Source organism: Thermoflavimicrobium daqui, from assembly GCF_003313465.1.
GTDB classification, from domain to species: domain Bacteria; phylum Bacillota; class Bacilli; order Thermoactinomycetales; family Thermoactinomycetaceae; genus Thermoflavimicrobium; species Thermoflavimicrobium daqui.
On the sequence record NZ_KZ845664.1, the window covers coordinates 107232 to 124370 of the forward strand.

Consider the following 17139-nt stretch of genomic DNA (forward strand, 5'->3'; position numbering starts at 1 on the left):
TGATGAAATATCGCATGAATTTATCGCAGTTGGAACGGTTAATCAATGTTACTTTTCAAAACAAGAAACTGTTCCAACAAGCATTTACTCATACCTCTTTCGCCCATGAACGGAAAAATCATGGTATAGAGCTGGATAATGAAAGGCTTGAATATCTAGGTGATGCTGTACTTGAGCTTGCTGTTTCGGAGTATCTCTTTCATCGCTATCCAGATATGAGTGAAGGAGAGCTTACACGAACGCGGGCTAGGGTAGTCTGCGAGCCTTCTCTTGCTTCTTTTGCAAAGGAGCTTAACTTTGGACAATATGTGAGGCTAGGTAAAGGAGAAGAAATGACGGGAGGACGAACACGCCCGTCACTACTCGCCGATGTTTTTGAGGCATTTATCGGGGCGCTCTATCTAGACCAAGGACTGGATGTTGTTCGGAGTTTCCTCGGTGCCGTGGTTTTTCCAAAAGTGAGCGAGGAGTTTCTTACTCGCGTGATGGACGCCAAAAGCCAACTGCAAGAGTTGGTTCAACAAGAGCGAGTAGGTCCATTAGAATACCGCATTGTCGATGTACAAGGCCCAGCACATGATCGTCATTTCGTCGCAGAAGTATATCTGGATCAAGAACGGTTGGGAAGAGGCTCGGGACGATCAAAAAAGGAAGCAGAACAACAAGCTGCTACCCAAGCTTTGGAAAAGTGGAAAAAAAGGTAAAGTCGATCAACATGAAGATGTTGTCGTGCTCTTGTAAAGAGGCTCTTAAATGGAAAGGAATATCATTGAAGAACTTCTTTACAAGAGCTGATTGATAGGCTATGCTGCTCGTATATGGATATTTGAAAAATATGAAAATCCGCTCCTCTTGATGAGGATTAAACAACCACTCCTTTTGTTTGTTGTTTATGTATTTGTAGTTACCATATTTTCTTCTCTTCATTATCACATTTCATATAAGGATGAATGAGACTAAACAGTTATTCATAATAAAACCCTTGCTACTCCAGCAAGGGTTTTATTATATAAGTTTGCTTACTATATCCGTTTTTTTCTCTAAATATTCGTCTTACCAAGTAACTAAATTTTGTCCGCAAGCATTATAGATTATTAAACCTAAGATAAGGAATGAATACTTTACTTTCCAGCTTTAACGTGACATTTATGTGAAATATTGATCAAGATATTTTATTTATGAACATAATTATATAACATTTACATTAGATCGGTTAATAAAGATACAAAAACCTTTACCCTTGACTACAAAAAAATTCTAATTTATTCCAAATATCCATCCAAATGTTTATAAGTTTGTCTAAGTGAGATTTGTAGTCAATCATCAATAAGTGCTATGATGTAAAATAGCTTGTGATGAATTTAGAGTGATATTCATTAGCAAAGTTATGGTGGAGAGAGAAGCAAATAAAATCTAGCTTCTCATAGATGAGACAAGATATATACATGGATGAAGAGCTGATGGCAAATGCGATTTTCTGTTCATGTTGTTTACCCTTTGGGAGTAAAACCAGACAAGGATATCGCTAGATAATGAAACTTTGTCAACAAGCTGATTGATAAACACATAGATAAAGGAGTGTATTTGACATGAGTCACAACAATGTCTTGCATACCTTAGAAGGCTGGTATGCTTTACATGATTTTCGTCAAATCGATTGGGCTTTATGGAAGGAAGCATCAGAGGAAGAGCGTCAAGCAGCGATTGATGAGTTATTAGGGCTCATGAAGACTTGGACGACCCATGAAGAAGAGAAAAAAGGAAGCACATCTTTGTTTGCAATGTTAGGGCACAAAGCAGATTTAGGCTTTATTTTCTTACGTCCTAACCTACAAGAATTAAATCAAGTGAAGACGGAGTTCAATAAAACAAGATTTGCCGACTATACCATCCCTAGCACCTCCTATGTTTCCGTGATTGAATTAAGCAACTATGTGAATAATCCAGGTGAAGATCCAAAAGCAGATCCAAGAGTACAAGCTCGCCTATACCCAACGCTCCCTAAAACCGGTCATGTCTGTTTCTACCCGATGAATAAAAAGCGGGAAGGAGAAGATAACTGGTATATGCTCCCGATGGAAAAACGGCGTGAGCTTATGAAGTCTCATGGTATGTATGGACGTAAATATGCTGGTAAAGTTCAACAGATGATTAGTGGTTCCATGGGAATGGATGACTGGGAATGGGGTGTTACTCTCTTCTCTCAAGATCCACTTAACTTCAAACATATCGTATATGAAATGAGATTTGATGAAGTGAGTGCACGTTACGGTGAATTCGGATGGTTTATCGTTGGAAATGCACTGGACGAGCAAGCACTTATCGATTTATTGAAAATATAAATCATAGATAAGTAAAAAACGACCAAACCATGTATTTGTATATGGTTTGGTCGTTTTGGGTTATTTGACTTAATTTCTATGGTCTTAAGTTTTTAATTTTGTCTCATTTACTCTATCCAATTATATATAATATCGTGTAAAATTTGAATAGAATAAATACAATGGCTTAAGGGAGAATATTTAAAAGTGAAGAGAGTTAAACAGTTTATCGCAGTGTTAACCCTGTTGATTATGGTATCCTTGGGTATTCAAAATCCTGCACCAGCAGAGGCGGCACCACAATATAAAATTGAAGTGAATAAAAGAACACATCTGTTATATTTATATAAGGGTGATAAGGTGACCGATGTATTTAGTGTTGCTGTCGGGAAAAAAGGAAGCCCAACACCAGAAGGAACATTCGCCATCATCACCAAATTTAAATGCCCGCAGTGGAAGCAAGTTCCAGGGTGTACTTCTCGAAATCCATTAGGAAAATACTTTATGGGAATTAAAGTTAGCCCGAAAGATCAAGGGCGGATATATGGAATCCATGGAAATAATAATCCCGCGTCGATCGGAAAAAGCACCACACTAGGTTGTGTACGGATGAATAACCCTGCTATTGAATATATTTTTAATAAAGTGCCCAAAGGTACCCTCGTATGGATACACAGTGGAACCAGTAATCGGAAGTGGAGAGGTAAATCCGTCGCGCAATATCGTTCTGTTCCGTCAGATACAACGAATAAAAAGCTAGACCATGCTAAGATATAGACTGATAGCTTAAGACCGATAAACAACCGATTATTCTATTTTTAGTTGGACGACACTTATTTGTTTTATAGTGGATGGGATGGACAAGAAAAATCATTCATCAATAAGTTAAGCTTACCCAGCATGTTTTGGGTAAGCTTTTTTTAATAGACAGGGATTTGTTTATACTAAGTAAAGAAATGCTTGAAAGTCCCTTTTGGATTATAATTAGATTGGGAAACCAATAGCAGTTATTTATCTTTTCGTAGTTTATAGGCTATACCTAGTGAAGAGAGCAAAGTAGCTGATATAGAGTTCTTTTTTCTATGTAGATAATAGCATATAACCGGAGGGGGACAATCATGAATCCATGGATTGAGTCTTTGTTTAAACGAATTCAATACCGAGGGGACAAGAATGTCCAGTTCGAAGACTTAAGTGAGCTAATGCTTCAATTCGCTAAGCATGTCCCTTTTGAAAATATAAGCATTATTCAGGGAGAAGATTTGGCTATTCATGCCGATCAATTGAAAAGAAAAATCATCGATCAGAAGCGTGGTGGAGTATGTTATGAGCTAAACCCAATCTTTTATAATCTCTTAAAAGAGCTTGGTTTTGACGTTCAGATGATTTCAGCTACCATCTCTGGTAACGAAAAACAGGATCTGATTGGAACACATATCGCCATATCACTGATCCATAATCAAGAAAAATATATCATCGATGTAGGGTTTGGCTCCAACCTTGCCTTAAAACCGATCCCTTTTACCGGAGAATGGGTAAAGTCTGTGACGGGTGAATATCGGGTTCGCAAGGAAAAAACGAAGTGGGGAGATTATATTTTAGAAAAGGCTCGCAATGGAGAAGTAGAAATTAGCTATTTCTTTGATCTAAAACCCATTGATGAATCCTACTTAAATCATGTGAAAGATCTCATAACGAATCATCCGAACTCTCCGTTTAATAAATCCCTGTTGCTAGCCAAAATCACGGAAAAGGGTCACCAGACATTAACAGAGAATAGCTATACAGTTACCCAAAATGGTGAGAAAAATAAACAAAGTATTGATTCCACTCAGTTTAAACAGTTAAGTAAAGATCAATTTGGTATTGTATTGGAGTAGGTAGGTAAATCACTTTGTGGCTCTGGAATGGTAGGAAAATCAAGTTGTAATTTGAGTAAGAAAAGTGTAATATTTTCTAATAAGAGAAATTGAATTTCCGAACACCCTATGCTTCGGAAAAGTCCCAAGGGGTGTTCGGAAACGTGAAAGTCCTAGATATATAAGGGCTGAACTTAATTGTCAGACAGCTCTTAGCAGCGAAAATATACCTCGATAACCCGAAAAAGGCAGAGGTGTTCGGAAAGTAATCTGTGAAGCCTGTGATATCAAGGACTCTGACGACCGCTATATCAATAGAAAACACCTCATCAAGAGGATTGAAAGTGTATGGGGCAAGTTTCACTACCCAAAATGAATAAAGATATCAATAGAAAACACCTCATCAAGAGGATTGAAAGAGAGCAGACATCGAACAGGAGTTATGCTTTATTCCTGAAATATCAATAGAAAACACCTCATCAAGAGGATTGAAAGAGAGCAGACATCGAACAGGAGTTATGCTTTATTCCTGAAATATCAATAGAAAACACCTCATCAAGAGGATTGAAAGGAGACGCGAGACCATAGAAAGCTACTCGGTTAAATTGATATCAATAGATTAAAACTTAGTAAATCTATTGCTAGTTTGATTACGACTTCAAAGAGTAATGCATATATTCTGAATGGATATTCGCTAGTGAAATAAAAGAATGGAAAAAATGCCATTCTTTTTTTATTCTAACTATAGAAGAATCATTGATTAGAAAGGAAGGGAAACGTGTCAAGGCATACAAATCATCTCAGCCGATTGTTCTCGATAATTGCAGAATTGCTCTTAGACCCAGGACCTTACACAATTAAGGAGACAGCAGAAAAATATGGTGTTACAGAAAGACAAATTCGTAATGATCTTAAAAGATTGATGGAATTTTTAAATGATGCAAATCAAAAAGATTATATTATTCATAGGAAAGGGTTTTATGAGGGGAACTTTTCACGAAGTGTAGCCAATTTAAAACCAGAGGTGCGCTTATATTTATTTCTCGCTCTCAGACAAATAGAGCCGATGTTACCAGAAGAAGGAAAGCAGGCTTATGAACTTTTGTTAAAACATGCTTTTTCCGTATTACCACATCAAGATATTCATCGATTAAAAGAATGGTCGCGATTTTACCATATTAGCACTTATGGTTATCCAAAAGAGAGGAAGCATTTTTATGAAGCGCTTCATGAGATTTTTGAGGCCATTTATTATGGAAAGACGATTTCTTTCATCAAAAACGGTAAAAAACGATATTTTGATCCATATGCGGTCTATTATGTCAAAAATAATTTTTACCTTATTGGAACCTATTATCAAATAAATAAAAAAAATCTTTTACTCACTCGCTTAGATCGTGTAAAAGATTTAAAGAAGCTTTCTGAGCAACAGTCACCGTTATTACCTGAGTGTTATCATCGTCTTGAAGATGTGCGTTACAACAAGGAGCAAAAAGCAAAAAGTTTTATTTCAAGTATGCTTGAAGCAGAGAGAGATCAGAGTAAACCATCCGATTATACATTTTATATTCTAGATCAAAAAGTTTTAAACCGAATTTATGAAAAGCAGTGGCATGCCAGTCAGGAGATAAAGTTGATCTCAAAAGAAATAGTTTTAGGTAAGCGGAAAGTACTAGCAGAACTCAAATTTAAAAAAGTGGAAAGTCCAACTGAATTAAAAAAATGGGTATTAGGCTGGGGAAGTGCTATTTATGTAAAACAACCCGTATCTTTTAGGCAAGAAATTGAGCAGGAGATTAAACAGATGGTTAGTCTCTACCCAATAAACTCTTTTTTTAAATGAATAGTCAGTCTATTCGGAACCGGAAATATATTGTAGTTCCGATTCTCTTTTCATATACAAATGAATTACTTGCTATAGGGCGTTAGAAAGTAGGATAATCAGATCAGGAGGTGACGATGTATTGGGAATTTATGATTTTGCACAAAAATTATTAAATAACTTTGCGGAGCTAACTTTTAAGGGAGAGAGGTTAGCAGAGAGTCTTGCTAAATACTATAATTACAATCCTACCCGTAATCTATTGGATCAGTCCATGTGGGATCATATTCGTTCGGGTATCGAAGCATATTTATCTTTAACTCAATATTTAGAACGGTATGATCTTCCATGGGATGAGCGAGAGATGAAAGTTGCTTTGATTGGATATGCACTCCATGATTTGCATAAAAGTTCACTAGAGAAGAAAGGGTCAGAATATGGGCTTCCACCTGCCGATATCGAAGTAATTCGAGATCAACTATGTCAAGGATTGGAGATAGATCCAACTGAAATACCAGCTGAATTTATCAGAGTGGCAGGCGTTTCTAGCTTTTCTAATAAAATGGGGGATTTTAGTCACTTACCATTTACCTATCCGTGGCTGGAATTATATCATTGGATCAAACTAATGGATAAAGCAGCATCTATTACTAGTATTGCAGAATGCCAAGATGGAAAAACTCTTCATAATTTAACTCAACTATTACGATATTTGTTACCTAAAGCATTAACCGAAAAAATGCGAATCGAGTATCATTATGTACAAGATATACGTGGGATGATTAGTTCATTACTTCATGCGGGGATGGCAGAAGTAATGAAAGAGAAAGGCTATTATCCCTGGCTACGATTTGGTGATGGAACACTCTATCTTTCCTTCGAACAGGAAGAACTTTTCAAAAAAGAAGATGTAGCCAAAGAGTTAGTCCAATATTTTTTTCAGTCCATCAATCAGCAAGCAGATGAAGTAAACTCTAAAGACTTATATGATTCAAAATCTTACCGCTGTCAAACATTAGCTTTTATGATTTATAGTAAGCCAGAACAATTTGCTTATTTCTTTTATCAGCTTAGTATGGAAGGAAAAGCGAAAAATTTCCCAAGTACTAAAATTTCGGAGAAGCAACTTTCCAATTATAAAGTAAAACGGATAGAGGATATTTATGAAAAGCTGGGAATTGATCCTTCCTTCACAGAGGATTTACAAGAAAAATGGTTTTTCACTTCCAAATATTTCGCCTTTTTCCATCGGCTAATACAAAGAGTGAATAACCAAAGCCAATGGGAAGCAATTCAAGTATTAGCTAATTATCTACAATTAGAAATTGAAGATATGTATAAAGTTGTGCCTTCCAGACTCGACGGGAAGCATATGGATTTGCCTATTTGGTTATCTTATCGCTACTTAAAGTCTTTATCTATACAGGGAAAACCGGTTGAAAAAGTTCATATTGAAGAAATCAGAGAGATTGTACGAGAGATGGGAATTGACCTTTTAAGCGATCTCATCAATCCAGAGATTTGTGTAGAGATTGTGGATCAAGAAATGAAGATCTCCCAAGAACTTGATAACTATTTTGGTGAACAACTAATTTTATCTTGGGATAAACAGCGTAAGCTCAACCTGATTCAGGATAAAGAACTGTTAAAGCCTAGAAAGGCGAATCAAGGGAATGTTTGTAATTTATGTAATCGACATATTATTGGGAAAGATAAATCAATAAGAGAAGGTATTATCCAAGATATTATTCAAGTCTATAGTAACCGATTGTTACCAAAAGAGAAAAGTGTAAGTGCCTTACATTGGTGTGGTATTTGCATGTTCGAGTATCTTTTACGCCAATTGTTTGGTATGCAACGTTTTGAGAAGAAATTTTTAGCACATCGTATTTATTTGTTTGCGATTCCTTCCTTTCAATTAACAGATATAGCTTTGGTCCATCTGTATGAAGAATTAAAAACGATCTATGGGGCTATTGTCGTTCATGATCGGAAAGAGCAAATATCTTGGCAAGCGCCTTTGGTACAGCAAGATCATAGAAATCTTCGGAAAATGATTCGAGAATATTTCCGGAAGTATAGCGAATCTTTTCGATTGGAAATGGAAGAGCGTGGGAAACCACGAAGCAATCAAGATTTATTTATAGCAGGTTTTCCTAGTAATGTGATGCTATTCACTTATGACTGTTATAAATTTGATGAAAAGCTGGAACGCACTAGAGAAGAAGCCTGGATGAAAGCTTTAACTGCAGCATTATCACTCAATAAATTATTTGGTTTTCGGATCATGATTACCGAAAAGCCATTTTTAACCCTCTCTGATATTCGCGATATTCACTATGCTGTGCATTTAGATGCTCCTCCTTATAAACTTGCTAAATGGATTCAACAAAATATAGGAACGAATGTTTCGGAACTAGCGATCCCGATTGAGCATGCGACTAATATTCTATATCAACTGGCTTATATGTGGGAAGTGCATCAAAATATTCATCCTTATGATGTAAAAAAACCTACAGATAAACAAATATCGGAGGTTCTTCATCAAATTGAAACTCATGGAATTCCAGGATCTTACTTTTTTAAGCGACAGGATGTTGAAGGAAAGTATGTAAGTGAAACTTTTATTCGCTCATGTGTAGAAGTAAACCAGAGTATGGGAGGAAAGATGATGGGACTTGCACAAGAGATCGCCTTAGTCTCACTGAAGTTATATAGTCCAGATTGGAAACAAAACGGACGAGCTCATCGTTTTGAAAACTTATACCGTACTGTAACGAAAGGAATCCGTGAAGGTAGAGATCTCAGCCAGTTACACGGACTGGTATTAAAGAGACTGGAAAGACTGCATGACCAAAGTAAGAATAACAAAGACTTGATTCCCTATCCGGTTAATTTAGAGAGAGTAGAAGAACTAATTAATCTCATTTATCATCGCTTTTTTATGGAAGAATGTGGAGGGAGTTTAGCTAAACTAAGTCACAAAGAAAATCAGTTAGCAGATGGTATTTACTTTGAAACCTATCGTGAGGTTCAGAAAAGAATTCAAGAAAAAATAAAAAGTCAGGAGGACAAAGCATAATGGAAAATTGGAAGGATTCATATGTAAGAGATATTTTGTCAACACACTTATTAACACAAATCCCTTTATCTCCCCGTCGAAATTATGCAAGTATCGTGGTATTGCGTGAATTTGAGTCAACGGCTGTATTAACTACTGAAGGAGAAAGGTTAGATGTAGAGGTTGTTCGAGCTGGGCAGAAGCAAACGGAGCTGATTTCACGGGTTCTTTTACAAAAAAGAAAGCAGGTAGCGATGGAGCGACGAACAGGTCGAGCGTTTAATCGTAAGCTAGGTTGGGCAGATGAATGTGATTTTATGAGTAAGATGTGTGGAAGCTGTCCAGATTGCCTAATTTATGGTTTTGCAGCGAGTAGTAGCGAAGGATCGCAAAAATCCCGTATCTTAACAGATTCAGGCTTTTCGATCCGTCCTTATGATGCATTACAACGTTCCATCACTTTAAATGCCATACAAGATCGTACCCAAGGTGGAGTAGCTGGGAGTGCATTTGCCGAGCGAGAACATATTCGCCCACAGGCATATTTTCCAACCATTGAAACGGCTGTGGATGTAACTCCAAGCGAATTTGCTTATATTCTTCGTAACATTCTAACTACAACACGATATGGGGCAGAAAATCAACGTCAAGGATTTGTGAAAAACCATTTGGTTGCGTTGCTCTTTGGAGAGACTGAGGTGATCTCAAATCTTGCATTAGTTCAGCATTTATATGACCGATTGGCCGAAGAAAATAGTGGAAGTATAAATGAAGTGCCTCTTGATTTACAAACACTAAAAACCCGAATGGAAGAATTACTTTCGGACATTGCTGAAGAGGCTTACTTGCCAGTGCAACTTTATACGGGGGAATCATTACAAAACATCTTACAAGGTTTACGCTTTTTATGGCGTAATGAGGAGGCGAAGCATGAGTGGTTACAAGAGCTAAAAAACGATCAACAAACCTATCTGGAAAAGAGAGAGAACAAAGGGAAGAAAGAGAAAAAAGGGAAGGGGAAGAAAAAAGAGGAATCTTAGAAAAGCATTATGCTTATCGTCTTGAATTGACCCTCGAAGATTATTTATTTTTTGCCAGTATGGAAAAAGGAAGAGTGGCAGAAACTGCTCCTCTGATTCATAATTACGCACTCGCTTTTGCTCTAGGCTGGACCAGTTCTCCTTATTATCATGAAAAACAGGTTCCGCAATATCCGAGTCAATTAGATCCTCTAAATAGTAAAGGATTGTATATATTTCCAGCCATGGCGACCAAATATACATCTCGACTCATGCAATATAATACCTTGGATGAAACTTGGACTTTAGTGAAAAAAAAGAGCATTGGCTATCCAAACTGGGGATTTATCAAATGTTTGTCTCCTGGTTCAAAATTTTACACTTATGTATTAAGTGCTGATCCGATCCATTTCCCTAATCAAATTCGGTTAGGGAAATGGATGAGTTCTGTATCCCTTCAGCTGAAAGAGGTTTCGTTGCAAAAAAGTATGTGCAAACAATGTGATCACACTATGAATGTAAAGGACTTACCACATCTCCCTGTTTATTTTACATCCCTTTACAATATACTCCCTACTCGGGTGATTCAAGGTATGGTGTGGGATGAGGAGATACAAGGATATCGAATTGGAGAGGAACAAGTATTTTTACCTGAGGCTGCTTTTTGGTGGAGGGATTAGGTCATGATTCGATTAAAAGCAGAAAGAGCATACACATATGATGTACCTTTTGTGGGAGAGATCAAGCCCTATGCACATCAGATTGTACAATTAGAGCTAGTCCAGCAGGTGATACAAAAGGGACAAAAAGCTATCATCTGGAATGAAGCAATGACGGGAGCAGGGAAAACACTAGCGAACTACAGCTATTTGACAAAAAAACCTCGGGTTAAGGCATTAGGGATTTATCCTGTGAATGAATTGGTAAAAGATCAATTTGAGTCGGTTCATGATAAAAAAAGTTTACCTTTATCCAAGTGGGATGAGGTAGCCGTGTGGACAGCTGAGGAATTAAGAAAGATTCGAAGACCAGGACAGAGAAAAATAGAACAACTGTTAGAGACGATGGGGAAAAGTTATCGTGCTGTTTTATCCAACCCGGATCACTTAATGTTAATTGCCCAAGAGCGATTGTTTTCACCAAAAAAAGGCGAAAATCCCCTTCTTTTCTATCATTTGCTCCAATTTAACATGCAAATTTTTGATGAGTTTCACTTATATGATATTAGCCAAGTTAATTTTTTAGTCCAATGGATGGCGCTATTAGATACAATCTCGCCGAATCCACATGCTTTTCTATTATCTTCAGCAACACCTCGTAAGGAGTTTTTCCAATTAGCTAGCAATCTTGATTTACGAATTTATAGGGTTCAGGAAGAAATAGAAAAATGGTTAGATGAGAAGAAACCGAAGCGTAATGGTGAACGAATTTTTTTAGAACCCTTACAAATTTCCATTCAACCATCGATGCTCGACTATTGGGGAACTTATGAGAAGATCTTGGAACAATGGCATGAAGTTGAGTCTTACTTAAAAGAATATCCACAAGCAAAAGGATTAATTATTCTCGATTCCATTCATGAGGCACAGATGCTGGCTCAAGAGTTGCGTGGCCGAGGATATGATGTGGGTGAAGTGCATGGATTATCTGATCGAAAACAGAGTAGGCGGGAGTTAGGGAAACCGATAACTGTAGCTACTGCAACTGTTGAAGTTGGGGTTGACTTTAAAGGCGACATACACAAGGACTTTTTGATCTTTGAAGCGCGTAACTCAGGAAGTTTTATGCAACGTTTGGGAAGAATCGGACGTGGAAGTCGGGAGAAACCAGAGATTCCTCTATATGTATGGGCTTATGTTCCTTATTATGTGGCAGAAAATCTAAAAGAATATACCAACCAACAGATGTCACGAAAAGAGTTACAGGAGATGATTGTAGGTACCTATCGACACTTCCAAAGCTTCTATCCCTACATTCAAAAGGTAGGTGGCATGAATCTCGTTCATCACTATCATTTACTAAAGAGACATCATATTGACCGAGAAACAAATCAAGTTGTTCAAGCGATACAAGAGACAGTAGAAAAGATGTATGATGAAGGATTTGGTTCGCAAAATGAAAGATATCAGCGATGGAAGAGAGAGAAGATCATAGAACCGGTTATTCATTTTCGTGGGCATAATACGATGGAAGGAACATTATACCCTGATAAAGACCCCGAAGAGTTAGAAACCTTTTATCCGGATATTTGGTTTTGGGATGAAAATATACCCGGAAAAATAAAGAAGTATGATTTTAACTATCTACTACGACGTAGACGTGTCCGTTTTATTTCTAAAGAGGAGATTATCCATCGTGTAAAAGAGTATTTTCATGGAGCAGAATTGGAAGAGATATTGGCTGAGTTACAAAAAGATCGTGTCCTTGGTTATGCAGAAGTACTAGGCATCCGCGACAAAGCAGCCAAGCTCTATTGGAAATTACCAGTGATAGCGAATCGCCTGAAGAGAAGAATTACTCGGCTTGACCGATTAATTTTAGAAGTTGAGGACTCACCAGAATTAAAAGAGCAATTGTATTCATTATTTCAATCAGAGGAAAAAAAGTCATGGATTGTATTTTTTACCCCACAGTCAGTCAAGGAATTAAGGGAAACCCTTCGTCTTCCGCCGATGTTCCGCATATATCCTGCACGAAATTGGCAAGGGAGAGAATGGAGTATTGCCTTTAATTCAGATGCATTTCAATTATGGAGTCTTTTAGGTGAGACAGAAAATGGAGTGTTTTAAGATGAATGAACTTTTTATAGAAGGTCATGCCATTAATGCTTATGTATACTGTCCAAGGCGCTGTTACTATGAATATGTTGAAAGAGTATTCTATCATAACGTGTATACGATTCACGGAAAGTTGCTTCATGAACATGTCGATGAGGTAGGACAAGAAAAAAGGGGAGAGAGACAATTATATCGTTCTCTCTTCCTCCAGTCTCAAAAACTGGGACTTAGTATCCGCTGTGATGTGGTAGAAGAGAAAAACGGTTGTCTATATCCTGTGGAATATAAGCGTGGTCAATTAGCTAATTGGGAAAATAATCAAATGCAGCTTTGTGCCCAAGCTCTCGCATTGGAAGAATTAATTGGCAAGGAAGTTCCCTTTGGTTATCTGTTTTTTTATGGTTCATTTCGTAGACAAAAAGTAGAGTTTACTACAGAACTCAGAGAAAAGACTATCGAGATCATTGCTGTAATTCGTAAGATGTACCAGGAGAAAAACTCGCCACCTTCGGGGATTGATGACTGGAGTCGATGTAGACATTGTAGTATGGTTGACTACTGTTTACCACAAGACAGAGCAAATTTGAAAGGGAAAGTATTATGGGAACTTTTTATCTGACAGAGCCTTATTGCTTTGTGCGTAAGGAATCTGAACGACTTAAAATATTTAAAGATAGAAAATTAGTCAAGGAAGTTAAAGTTAACGAGTATATTCGTTTTTTTATTCATGAATCCTCAACATTAACCACAGATGCTTTACTTCTTTTAGCAGAAAAGGAGAAAGAAGTGATCTATTTTTCGGGTAACCAGTTTGCTGCAAGATTGGTTGGAAAGGAAAATAAAAATGTTCGGTTACGAATTGCTCAAGTAGAAGCACATCTATCAGATCAGAAAAGTTTAGAAATTGCACGTTACTTTGTGTTAGCCAAATTAAAAAATACCCGGGTTAGCTTACAACGATTTGCACGCCGGAAAAAGATAGATTTGGATTCTACTATCCTTTTTTTAAAACAGGTCATGGAGAAAAGCTTACTGGCTGAAAACTTAGATCAACTAAGAGGACTTGAAGGAGTTGCTGCTAAGGAATATTTCCGAGTATTCCCAGGATTATTATCAAGAAAAGAATTCTCTTTTCTTGGGCGAAGTAAGCGACCGGCAAAAGATCCAGTGAATGCCTTATTAAACTATGGGTATGTGCTCTTAAAAGCTGAAATCACCAGCGCTTTATTTTCTGCTGGCTTAGATCCGTATATTGGTTTTTTGCATCGTGAGAGATATGGGAGAGAATCATTAGCACTTGATATGATGGAAGAGTTTAGGGCTATTTTGGTAGATAATTTAGTAATAAAAATGATTAATCAAGGGATTATTAAGCAAAAAGATTTTGATCAGAATTATGAGGAGCCACGTTTAACAGATCAAGGACGTCGCCGCTTTTTACTTGAATTTGATCAGCGACGTAAAGATGAAGTTTTTCATGAGCTATTAAAGCAGAAGTTAAGCTATCGAGAAATAATTCAAAAGCAAGCACTTTTGTTAGCAAAATATCTTAAAAATGAAATGGATGATTATTATCCTTTTCTAACAAAGTAGGTGAGTTTAAATGAAACGAGTTGTCAGTTATGATATTATTGATGATAAACGTCGAAGTCGAGTGTTTAAATTACTTAAAGACTATGGAAAATGGGTGCAATATTCTGTATTTGAACTAGACTGTAAGGAACAAGAGTGGGTGGCCATTGAATTTCAGTTGACTAAGCTTCTTAAACAAGACGATTCACTATGTATTTATGAGATTTGTAAGAGTTGTAGTCAACGAACATTATATAAAGGAAATGTTTTATTGCAATTGGAAACAGAAAAGTGTAATATTTTCTAATAAGAGAAGTTGAATTTCCGAACACCCTATGCTTCGGAAAAATCCCAAGGGGTGTTCGGAAACATGAAAGTCCTTGATATATAAGGGCTGAACTTAATTATCAGACAGCTCTTAGCAGCGAAAATATACCTCGATAACCCGAAAAAGGCGAGGTGTTCGGAAAGTAATCTGTGAAGCCAGTGATACCAAGGGTTCAGACGATCGCTGTATCAATAAAAAACACCTCATCAAGAGGATTGAAAGATGAAACAGATATTTATGGCGGTAAATTTTTTAACCGTATCAATAGAAAACACCTCATCAAGAGGATTGAAAGTGACCGTTCATTACATGTATAACACGGTCATAGATATGGTATCAATAGAAAACACCTCATCAAGAGGATTGAAAGACAAGTACCTTGCTAGAAAGCCCGCAGCTGCAATGGTATCAATAGAAAACACCTCATCAAGAGGATTGAAACCAGAGTAGGTATATCCTAAATCAATCATACTTTTCTTCTCGATATATCAATAGAAAACACCTCATCTAGAGAATTGAAACGCCGTATTCTCTTTGGCTACGTTTTGTATAATCCAAGGTGCTGATTGAGACTGTTTTTAAAATTTATTTAATATTTTCTCGACTAAGTTTTTTATTAGATCGTAAGAATTCAAGATTCAAAGTTCAAAACGATTGGAGCTTTTTTATTTTTGGTTAATTAGATGTTTGCAAATAAAATGCCTTATTATATATTAAATTTGTACAACTCTATTTCATAAAAACATAAACAGAAATGAGGCAAGTGTTATGCTGGCGAGAAATCTAAAATGGACACTTGTATTTTCGTTGGCAATTTGGGTAGCGGCAATTTCATTTTTTATCTTTTTTGGACATGTTGTTCTTATTGATCCGGATCAAGAAGGGTTTTTGCTTCGTTTTCTCTTATTGGAGATCATGACAGGTGTGGCTTTGTATGGGGTCATGTTGATTTATCAGCGCTGTGATCACTCCAAAGATGCGGTGATTAAGTTGGGGATTTGGGGTTCAGCGATTGGACTGTTTTTAGATAGTTTTGCGATCTGGCACCATTCGATCTTTTTGCCCAATCTTTCAAATGGACAAGTGATGGCCTTTACAATTTGGTTGGGGTGTGCTTATGCACTATATCTTATGATTCCTGTATGGATGCGTCGCGTGAAGAATTAAATATAATGATGTGAAGGATTGACTCATTATTTATATCTAGGGGTTTGTTGTTTTTGATATAACAATATAAAGAAAATCGATTATTGCAAATAGACACAGAAAAGTGTAATATTTTCTAATAAGAGAAGTTGAACTTCCGAACACCCTATGCTTCGGAAAACTCCCAAGGGGTGTTCGGAAACATGAAAGTGCTTGATATATAAGGGCTGAACTTAATTGTCAGACAGCTCTTAGCAGCGAAAATATACCTCGATAACCCGAAAAAGGCGAGGTGTTCGGAAAGTAATCTGTGAAGCCAGTGATATCAAGAGCTCTGACGACCGCTGTATCAATAAAAAACACCTCATTAAGAGGATTGAAAGTGCGGAAACGCTGGGAAAGAGAAGGGGCTGGGGAGGGTATCAATAAAAAACACCTCATTAAGAGGATTGAAAGAACAATACTTATGACTACTTTTACGAGGTTATACTGTATCAATAAAAAACACCTCATTAAGAGGATTGAAAGTGGGATTCCGCGCCATGCTAAGTATCGTCTTGCTATGCCGGTATCAATAAAAAACACCTCATTAAGAGGATTGAAAGGTCCTCGTTGCTTGCGAAGATTGGCTAACACTTTTAAAGTATCAACAGAAAACACCTCATCAAGAGGATTGAAAGGTACTTAAAAAACAAATGGTTCTCCTCGAACAGGTCTGTATCAATAGAAAACACCTCATTTTATTTTCGTTGACAATATTACGATAATTATCTCCCCAACCTTAGTTCATCTTCAAATGGGTATGAAATCTTAGTAGAGGGATAGTTGAAAAGCGAATAAAGGTACTTTTTGCTTATAAAGCCTTCTATCTTGCTATTGGACTGATCCAAGTTCGATATGATAGGGGGCTTTTTATATAAACAAACTGTGTTCGTGGGGATTTCATCAATTGGACAAATTAGATTTTCATTTATTCAGCTTCTTCCTTTTTATGTGTTCAGTGATTTCTTATTTAATAGAGATTTCCATATTTATAAATAATAACATTATAATATTATATTCTAAAATAGATTCATATATAGTATAATGATAAGTATAAATAATCTAAATATATATAATTGATAATCGAGGTGGTGATTAAAGAAAATAGGGACAAGCCAATTAGAGAAGTTTGGTTAGATGTTGTATCAAGCTCTTTGTCTATATTTTAGAAAGGGAGGGAATTGCTACGATA

General features: G+C 36.8%; 13 protein-coding genes and 2 CRISPR repeat arrays. All 13 genes read left to right on the forward strand.

Translation table 11 applies throughout. The features are described 5' to 3' along the window. Positions 1-2: 2 nt before the first annotated feature. The 13 genes from rnc to DL897_RS03950 all read left to right on the forward strand — a co-directional run bounded on the left by rnc (position 3) and on the right by DL897_RS03950 (position 15926). Positions 3-704, forward strand: coding sequence for a ribonuclease III (rnc, locus tag DL897_RS03890; protein WP_240627260.1), 702 nt, complete (start codon positions 3-5; stop codon positions 702-704). Positions 705-1589: 885 nt separating this feature from the next. Continuing rightward, on the forward strand, positions 1590-2342 hold the full coding sequence (gene hemQ / locus DL897_RS03895) for a hydrogen peroxide-dependent heme synthase (RefSeq protein ID WP_113657835.1): 753 nt from the start codon (positions 1590-1592) through the stop codon (positions 2340-2342). A 186-nt stretch (positions 2343-2528) separates the two neighbouring features. Next, entirely contained in the window at positions 2529-3098 is a 570-nt protein-coding gene (locus tag DL897_RS03900; protein WP_113657836.1) for a L,D-transpeptidase, read from the forward strand. A gap of 341 nt (positions 3099-3439) precedes the next feature. After that, positions 3440-4201, forward strand: a complete 762-nt coding sequence (locus tag DL897_RS03905; RefSeq protein ID WP_113657837.1) for an arylamine N-acetyltransferase family protein — start codon at positions 3440-3442, stop codon at positions 4199-4201. A 757-nt stretch (positions 4202-4958) separates the two neighbouring features. After that, positions 4959-6023, forward strand: a complete 1065-nt coding sequence (locus tag DL897_RS03910) for a helix-turn-helix transcriptional regulator (protein ID WP_113657838.1) — start codon at positions 4959-4961, stop codon at positions 6021-6023. A 121-nt stretch (positions 6024-6144) separates the two neighbouring features. Further along, positions 6145-9084, forward strand: coding sequence for a type I-D CRISPR-associated protein Cas10d/Csc3 (gene cas10d / locus DL897_RS03915; protein WP_113657839.1), 2940 nt, complete (start codon positions 6145-6147; stop codon positions 9082-9084). Then, positions 9084-10103, forward strand: coding sequence for a type I-D CRISPR-associated protein Cas7/Csc2 (gene cas7d, locus DL897_RS03920; RefSeq protein WP_113657840.1), 1020 nt, complete (start codon positions 9084-9086; stop codon positions 10101-10103). Before cas10d ends, cas7d begins: the two co-directional genes overlap by 1 nt. Next, complete coding sequence (gene cas5d / locus DL897_RS03925) at positions 9998-10762, forward strand: type I-D CRISPR-associated protein Cas5/Csc1 (RefSeq protein WP_145962188.1); 765 nt, start codon at positions 9998-10000, stop codon at positions 10760-10762. The genes cas7d and cas5d overlap by 106 nt, the downstream gene beginning before the upstream one ends. A 3-nt stretch (positions 10763-10765) precedes the next feature. Continuing rightward, positions 10766-12871 (forward strand): type I-D CRISPR-associated helicase Cas3', encoded by a 2106-nt coding sequence (gene cas3 / locus DL897_RS03930; protein ID WP_113657842.1) that lies wholly within the window; start codon positions 10766-10768, stop codon positions 12869-12871. Position 12872: 1 nt separating this feature from the next. Then, positions 12873-13478, forward strand: a complete 606-nt coding sequence (cas4, locus tag DL897_RS03935; protein ID WP_168188632.1) for a CRISPR-associated protein Cas4 — start codon at positions 12873-12875, stop codon at positions 13476-13478. Continuing rightward, the gene (gene cas1, locus DL897_RS03940) at positions 13460-14452 is read left to right on the forward strand and encodes a CRISPR-associated endonuclease Cas1 (protein ID WP_113657844.1); all 993 of its coding nucleotides are present in this window, start codon (positions 13460-13462) and stop codon (positions 14450-14452) included. The genes cas4 and cas1 overlap by 19 nt, the downstream gene beginning before the upstream one ends. Before the next feature lie 10 nt (positions 14453-14462). Next, positions 14463-14738: a CRISPR-associated endonuclease Cas2 gene (cas2, locus tag DL897_RS03945; RefSeq protein ID WP_113657845.1), complete on the forward strand. Its 276-nt coding sequence runs from the start codon at positions 14463-14465 to the stop codon at positions 14736-14738. A gap of 206 nt (positions 14739-14944) precedes the next feature. Continuing rightward, a CRISPR array of direct repeats spans positions 14945-15282; the repeat unit is 37 nt. 245 nt (positions 15283-15527) lie between these two features. Then, entirely contained in the window at positions 15528-15926 is a 399-nt protein-coding gene (locus DL897_RS03950; RefSeq protein WP_113657846.1) for a DUF5367 family protein, read from the forward strand. A 325-nt stretch (positions 15927-16251) separates the two neighbouring features. Then, positions 16252-16585: a CRISPR direct-repeat array (repeat unit 37 nt; unit sequence GTATCAATAAAAAACACCTCATTAAGAGGATTGAAAG). Positions 16586-17139 lie beyond the last annotated feature (554 nt).